This window comes from Burkholderia sp. BCC1985, assembly GCF_905339915.1.
Taxonomy (GTDB): domain Bacteria; phylum Pseudomonadota; class Gammaproteobacteria; order Burkholderiales; family Burkholderiaceae; genus Burkholderia.
This window is the reverse complement of record NZ_CAJPGY010000023.1, coordinates 110,778-117,234: the sequence shown is the minus strand read 5'-3', so window position 1 is coordinate 117,234 and position 6,457 is coordinate 110,778. Positions and strand designations below refer to the sequence as shown.

General features: G+C 68.3%; 5 protein-coding genes. 1 reads left to right on the top strand and 4 read right to left on the bottom strand.

Features of this window, described 5'->3' with window-relative positions; all coding sequences use genetic code 11:
* Positions 1 to 69 precede the first annotated feature (69 nt).
* The 4 genes from U4Z31_RS23395 to betC all read right to left on the bottom strand — a co-directional run bounded on the left by U4Z31_RS23395 (position 70) and on the right by betC (position 5,125).
* The gene (locus tag U4Z31_RS23395; protein WP_321811475.1) at positions 70 to 954 is read right to left on the bottom strand and encodes a patatin-like phospholipase family protein; all 885 of its coding nucleotides are present in this window, start codon (positions 952 to 954) and stop codon (positions 70 to 72) included.
* A 224-nt stretch (positions 955 to 1,178) separates the two neighbouring features.
* A complete protein-coding gene (locus tag U4Z31_RS23390) occupies positions 1,179 to 2,318 on the bottom strand; it encodes a porin (RefSeq protein ID WP_044844349.1) in 1,140 nt (379 codons plus the stop codon).
* 256 nt (positions 2,319 to 2,574) lie between these two features.
* On the bottom strand, positions 2,575 to 3,546 hold the full coding sequence (gene choX, locus U4Z31_RS23385) for a choline ABC transporter substrate-binding protein (protein ID WP_321811474.1): 972 nt from the start codon (positions 3,544 to 3,546) through the stop codon (positions 2,575 to 2,577).
* Between the two features lie 43 nt (positions 3,547 to 3,589).
* Entirely contained in the window at positions 3,590 to 5,125 is a 1,536-nt protein-coding gene (gene betC / locus U4Z31_RS23380; protein WP_124485156.1) for a choline-sulfatase, read from the bottom strand.
* Between the two features lie 202 nt (positions 5,126 to 5,327).
* Here betC and U4Z31_RS23375 point away from each other — a divergent pair, with 202 nt between their 5' ends.
* Positions 5,328 to 6,254, top strand: coding sequence for a choline sulfate utilization transcriptional regulator (locus U4Z31_RS23375; RefSeq protein ID WP_321811473.1), 927 nt, complete (start codon positions 5,328 to 5,330; stop codon positions 6,252 to 6,254).
* The last annotated feature ends 203 nt before the right edge of the window (positions 6,255 to 6,457 follow it).

Here is a 6,457-nt window from a genome sequence, read left to right as displayed (position 1 = left end):
GCGTTCTGCGTTCTGCGTTCTGCGTTCTGCGTTCTGCGTTCATGAGTTTGTACGCGGCGCGGGCAACCTTCAATGCGACAGCGCCGCGGCGTGATCGTGCTCGCGCAACTGGCCGGGAATCGCGCACTGCGCGAGCCCGCCCGCATCGATCCATGCGCGCGTGCGTTCCGCGGCCCTGTCGATCAGTTGCGCGCACTGCGAGTAATCGTATGACGACACCTCGAGCGGACAGAGCGGCGGCACGACATGGATTTGCGCGCGTGCCGCGTACAGCTCCAGATCGCGCACCAGTTGCCGCGCGATCACGAGCGTCAGCGCGTGCGTCGCGTGCGCGATCGCGCTGCGCGGCGGTACGCGCAACGCACAGGCGAACCCGGCCGGCAGCACGACGATCCGCCTGGCGCCGAGCGCGATCGCAACGGAGATCGGCGTATTGTTCGCGACGCCGCCGTCGACGAGCTCCATGTCGCCGATGCGAACCGACGGAAACACGCCGGGAATCGCCGCGCTGGCTTGCACGGCATCCACGACCGGGCCGGCGGACAGCACGACCTCCGCGCCGCTCAGCACGTCGGTCGCGACGATGTGGAGCGGCAACGCGGCCTGTTCGATCCGCCGGTACGGCAGGTTCGTTTCCAGCAGCACGCGCAGCGCATCGGCCTCGACCAGATGCGGCCGGTTGCGCAGCAGCATCGCGAAGAGGCTGCGCATTGAAAACGGCATGACGTCCTGGCGGCGGATCCTGCACCACAGCGCGGCGAGCATCGCGACGCCATCCGCATCCGGCCGGCCGGCGAAATAGGCGGCATTGATCGCGCCCGCCGACGCGCCGACGACGCAATCGGCCCGTTCGCCGCTCGCCACCAGCTCGCGGAGCATGCCGACCTCGATCGCGCCGAGACTGCCGCCGCCGGCGAACACGAAGGCGGTCGCGGGAGTGGGATCGGAAGTCACGGTGCGTCCTCCGGCGGTTGGCTGCGACAGTGCTTTCTCCATGATGGATCGTGCGGCGCCCCGGATGTCCTGATGAAAACCCTGCCGGCCCGCGACCCCGGCGGTTCGGTGACGTGCCCGCCGCGTTCCCCGGCATGCAGCGATGAACAAAAAAAAAGCGCGAACCACGGTTCGCGCCAAAGAGAGACCTCGCTGAAGACGTCGAAAAAACTACCTCACCCTGCTCAGAACGAATGCCGCATCCCGATCCGCACGTCGGCCTGCGTCTGCGTCGTCGACGGCGTAAAGCTGTAGCCGACCACCGCATCGACGCCCTGCGACGCGCGCAGGTAATCGCCGGAGATGTACACATCGGTGCGCTTGGACAGCAGGTAGTGCAGGCCGGCCGTGCCCTGGTTCCAGTGGTGGCCTTCGAAGCGCGTGTGCTGGTAGCCCGCGATCAGGCTCAGCGCCGGCGTGAACTGGTACAAGCCGCCGCCTTCATACACCTGCATGTGCGAAGACTGGCCGAAACCCTTGATCGTCGTGTACGAGAAGTTCGCGTCGAGCGTCAGCTTGCCGATCGTGTAGCTCGTGCCGACGCCGAACGTGCCTTGGCTGTCGACGTCCATCGCGGTGTTCGCGAACAAGTCGGTACGCGCGCCGGTCGCCGGATCGACGGTCACGGTCTGCTGGCCGAGGAACGTATGCGTGCCGATCATCGCGTACGGGTCGAACGCGTAGATGCCGTTCGGGTTGTTCAGGCGCGTGTACGCGGCGCCGATCGAGAAGTCGCCCTTCGTGTAGCTCGCGCCCGCGCTCCATGCGCTGTTGCGGTGGAAGTTGCCGGCGACGTTGCCGAACGAATACATCGCGCCGAACTTGACGCCGTTCAGGTCGTTCGACAGGAACTTCACCGAGTTCGGCAAGCGGTCGCCGTTGAAGCGGTCGAAGTCGCCCTGGTGGATCGCGTAGCCGCTGCCCCATGCCGAGATGTTGTAGATCGACACGAGCTCGTTGGTGATGTCGAGCTGGTTGCCGAACGACAGCGTGCCCCAATCGTTCTGGAGACCGACATAAGCCTGCCGCCCGAACTCCGCCCCGCCGAAGCCGAGCTGCCCGTTGCCGAGGTGGAAACCGCTCTCGAGCGCGAACACGGCCTTCAGGCCGCCGCCGAGATCTTCCGTGCCTTTCAGGCCGAAGCGGTTCCCGTACGACACGCCGTCATCGAACTTGACCACGTGCGAACCGCCCGTGTTGTTCACGTACGTGATGCCCGCGTCGAGAATCCCGTACAGCGTCACGCTGCTCTGCGCGTGGCCGATGGCGGGAATACAGGCCGCGCATGCAAGCGCGGCTGCTACGGCAACTTTCTTTTGCTTCATTGTCGACCACCCTCCCTGAACCCTTCGATGGAAAGAACCGTGGCCTGGCGCGCACAGCAATACGCCGGCTGATTCGAATTCGGTACGTCCGCTGGCTTCGGCATTTCGTTTTCCGCAATAACGCAGCCATTGGCGAAAAATACAAACCCATATTTCAGGTCACCCGTCTGAAGGCGACACCAAATGGTCTCGATGCGACCGTTCGGGAAAACACGGAGGCGGGCGGCGCGGCGAAAAACCGGCCGCCCGGAGGCTGTCAGCGGGCGTCGAGGGCCGCGCGCACGGCCGGCAACGCGGGAGCGCCGGCCGCCGTGGTGACGCCGTCGAGCCACGCTTCGACGAGCGCTGGATCGGCCTTCAGCGCATGCTGCGCGGCGAGCGCGGGCGACGTCTTGTGGTCGAGCATGTCGGCGATCATCCGGTTCTCGACGTCGACGGAGAACGTCATCTGCCTGAACAGCCGCGCGAGGTTCGCGCACTGGCCGGCAAAGCCCGCGCGCGTGACCGTGTTGACCGTCGCGCCGCCGTAGTTCGGGCCGAAATACGCGTCGCCGCCCGACAGGTAGGTCAGTTTGAACTTCGTGTTCATCAGGTGCGGCTCCCAGCCGAGAAAGACGATCCAGCGCTTGTCGCGCACCGCGCGCTCGACCTGCGTGAGCATCCCCGTCTCGCTCGATTCGACGAGCGACCAGTTCGCCGCGCCGAGCGCATGGTCGGACAGCATCCGCTTGATGTTCTGGTTCGCGGGCGCGCCGGGCTCGATCCCGTAGATCTTGTCGCCGAAGCGGTCCGCGTAGCGCGCGAGATCGGCGAACGTGTGCACGCCGGCCGCCGCGACGTAGTCGGGCACGGCCAGCGTGAACTTCGCGCCGTTCAGGTTCGCGTGCAGCACGTCGATCGACTTCTCGTCGACGAACGGCTTCACGAGCGGCGCCTGCGCGGGCATCCAGTTGCCGAGGAACACGTCGACCTGCCCTTTCTTCAAGCCCTGGTAAGTGATCGGCACCGACAGGTTCGCGACGTCCTGTCGATAGCCGAGCGCCTTCAGCACGACACCGGCCATCGCGTTCGTCGCGTCGATGTCGGTCCAGCCGGGCGCCGCCATCTTCACGTCGCGGCACGTCTGCGGGTCGGCGGCGCGCGCGGGCTGCTGCATCGCCACCACGCACGCGGCCGCGGCGAGCGCGGTGCCCAGGCTCCGGATTGCTGCATTGCATTGCCGTTTCATGATTCGCTTCCTCCGTCGTTCGTCAATGTCCGCTGCGGCCCGTTCAGCGCCCGACGCGCGGAAAGCGCGCCATCGCTTCGAGCGTGTCGAGTTCGATGTGATTGCGCATGTAGCGCTGGCTCGCGTCGGTGAACGGCTGCCAGTCCCACGCCTGGATGCGGCCCTGCGTCGTCGCCGCGTAATGGAAGCGGCGCCGCCGCTGGCTCGCGCGCACCTGCGCGTCGAGTTCCGGCAGGTTCCAGCGGCGCGCGGCCTCCTCGCGGAATGCGGCGAGCACGCCGGCGGCTTCGGGCAGGCCGGCCAGGTTCGTGCGCTCGCGCGGATCGTCGGCGAGGTTGTAGAGCTGGTCGGGATCGGCCGGGCAATGCACGTATTTCCAGTCGCCGCGGCGGATCATCACGACCGGCGCAACCGCCCCTTCCGCGAGGTATTCGCCGAGCGCGACGTCATGCGCGGGCGCGCCTTGCAGATGCGGCACGAGGCTCGCGCCGTCGACCGGGTCCGGCCAGCCGCCGGCCGGCGCCGCGCCGGCGAGGTCGACGAGCGTCGGCAGCAAATCGACGTGCGACACCGGCCCGCGCACGCGCGCGGCACCGAAGCGGCCCGGCGCGTGGACGATCAGCGGCACGCGGCAGCCACCTTCGAAGAACGTCATCTTGTACCAGAGTCCGCGCTCGCCGAGCATGTCGCCGTGGTCGGACGTGACGATCACGATCGTGTCGTCGGCGAAGCCGCATTGCTCGAGCGCGGCCAGCACGCTGCCGAATTGCGCGTCGACATAGGACGTCGCGCCGTAGTACGCGCGGCGCGCGGCACGGATCTGCGCGTCGGTCGGCGGCGTGCGGTCGTTTTCGCAGACGAAGCGCAGCCGCTGCGAATGCGGATCGCTCTGCTGCGCATCGAGCCGCACGGCCGGCATGTCGATCTCGTCGTCGCGGTACAGATCCCAGTATTCGCGCGTGATCGCGTACGGATCGTGCGGATGCGTGAGCGACACGACCATGCAGAACGGCCGCGCGTCATGACCGGCCGCGCGCTCGCGCGCGACGTCGTACAACTTCTGCTTCGCCGCGAACGTGACTTCGTCGTCGAAGTCGAGCTGGTTCGTGCGCACGCACGGGCCGGCCTCGAGCACCGAACTCATGTTGTGATACCAGCTCGGCCGCTCGGTCGGGCGGTCCCAGTCGGGCACCCAGCCGAAGTCGGCCGGATAGATGTCTGTCGTGAGCCGTTCCTCGAAACCGTGCAGCTGGTCGGGTCCGCAGAAATGCATCTTGCCGGACAGCATCGTACGGTAGCCGCCCGCGCGCAGGTAGTGCGCGAAAGTCAGCGTTTGCGCCGGCAATTCGGCGGCGTTATCGTAGGCGCCGATACCCGACGGCAGCTTGCCGGTCAGCAGCGAGAAGCGCGACGGCGCGCACAGCGGGCTCGCGCAATACGCGGCGTCGAACACCACGCCTTGCGCCGCGAGCCGGTCGAGCGTCGGCGTGCGCGCGACGCGGTTGCCGTAGGCCGGCAACGCGAACGGCGTCAGCTGGTCGGCCATCAGGATCAGGATGTTGGGAGTCGGGTTCGTCATCGGCGGTCTTGGGGAAATCGGTGTTCGAATGGAGCGGCGCGACGCTCGGGCGGCGACACGGTCGGCATGACGGACGCAGCCTGAAGAAAGTGCCGCGCGCACCGGCCGCGACTGGCTAGAATCGCGGAAGGCCTGGCGCGGCGCCGTGCCGTCCGAAGCACTATCCCCCGCCCGAATTCGCGCGGGAAGGCGTCCGGCCCTTATGAGGCCATTAGAGAGACTTATGTCGAAATCCGAACCGTTACCGTCGATGCAGGCGCTGCGCGCGTTCGAATCGGCCGCCCGTCTCCAGAGCTTCACGGCCGCCGCGCGCGAGCTCGGCTCGACGCAACCGGCCGTGAGCCAGCAGGTGTTCCAGCTCGAAGCGGAACTCGGCGTGCCGCTGTTCGAGCGCAGCCCGCGCGGCGTCACGCTGACGAGCGACGGCCAGTGCCTGTACGAAGCCGTGCGGCTGAGCCTCGACACGCTGCGCGGCGCCACCGCGACGCTGCGCGCGCGCCGCGAGCACGGCGCGCTCACGATCGTCACGGATTTCGGTTTCGCGACCTACTGGCTGATGCCGCGCCTCTCCGGCCTGAAGCGCGTGATGCCGGACGTCGACGTGCGGGTCGTCACCTCGCAGGATTACGACGCGCAGCGCGACCACGCCGACATCGCGGTTCTGTTCGGCGACGGCCACTGGCCGTCGTGCACGGCCGCGCGGCTCTTTCCCGAATCGGTCACGCCCGTCTGCTCGCCGGCGTTCCGCGCCGCGCACGCGCACGTCGCGCGGCCCGAGCACCTGCAGGCGCTGCCGCTGCTGCACGTGCAGGCGACGCGCCCCGAACGCTGGCTGTCGTGGGCCGGCTGGTTCGACGCGCACGGCCTCGACGCACCGGCCGCCGCGCGCGGCGTGACCTTCAACAGCTATGCGCTGGTGATCCACGCGGCGCTGCTCGGCGACGGCGTCGCGCTCGGCTGGTCGCCGCTCGTCGACGAGCTCGTCGCATCCGGGCAGCTCGTGAAGCTCGTCGACGCACCCGTCGTCACGTCGCGCGGCTACTTCCTCGTGCGGCCGCCGCAGCGGCCCGAGCCGGATGCGACACATGTGTTCCGGCGCTGGCTGCTGGACGCGTGCGCGCCGGTCTGAACGGGCGGCTGGCCGGGGGAGCGCTGCCTGACGCTTGCTGGAGCGGCTGTGGCTGTCCCCTCTGACGCGCGCTGGACTGGCTGCGCCTGCCCCACCTGACGTCCGATGGAGCGGCTGTGCCTGCACCGCCTGACGCCCGCTGGAGCCGCTACGACTGCGCCGCCTGACGCTCGCCGGACCGGCTGCGGCTGCACCGCCTGACG

Excerpts from the sequence above, each read along its gene's own strand:
- U4Z31_RS23390 (WP_044844349.1), bottom strand. The coding sequence starts at position 2,318 with ATGAAGCAAAAGAAAGTTGCCGTAGCAGCCGCGCTTGCATGCGCGGCC.
- choX (WP_321811474.1), bottom strand. The coding sequence starts at position 3,546 with ATGAAACGGCAATGCAATGCAGCAATCCGGAGCCTGGGCACCGCGCTC.
- betC (WP_124485156.1), bottom strand. The coding sequence starts at position 5,125 with ATGACGAACCCGACTCCCAACATCCTGATCCTGATGGCCGACCAGCTG.
- U4Z31_RS23375 (WP_321811473.1), top strand. The coding sequence starts at position 5,328 with ATGAGGCCATTAGAGAGACTTATGTCGAAATCCGAACCGTTACCGTCG.